Origin of the sequence: Ruminococcus callidus ATCC 27760 (assembly GCF_000468015.1) — a bacterium.
Lineage (GTDB): Bacteria > Bacillota > Clostridia > Oscillospirales > Ruminococcaceae > Ruminococcus_C > Ruminococcus_C callidus.
The window spans coordinates 7,478-7,732 of sequence record NZ_KI260345.1; the positions used below are offsets into that span (position 1 = coordinate 7,478).

The following is a 255-nucleotide window of genomic DNA, read 5'->3' on the forward strand; positions in this document are numbered from 1 at the left end:
TGCTGTCCTTGCTGATGCTCAGCCCCAGCTTTTCTACCAGATCACCCTCGGTGTGGCTGTCACCGTCCACGGTCACTTTCACTGTCGGGTCAGCCTTTGCCACCAGGAAATGCAAAGTCAAGTTTGCGGTATTGCCGTTTTTCGCGGTGAATGTAAAGGTCACGTCCTTGCCGTCCGTGTACGCCTTTGCAGGCTTGCCGGAGAGCTTACTGCCGTCCAGCTGCATGCCGTCCAGCATGGTGGAACCAGTTGCAA

The 255-nt window shown here is 56.1% G+C and carries 1 protein-coding gene; it reads right to left on the bottom strand.

What is annotated here, in order from left to right:
- On the bottom strand, window positions 1–255 hold a 255-nt coding region (locus tag RUMCAL_RS16935), incomplete at both ends, for a hypothetical protein (protein ID WP_021681372.1).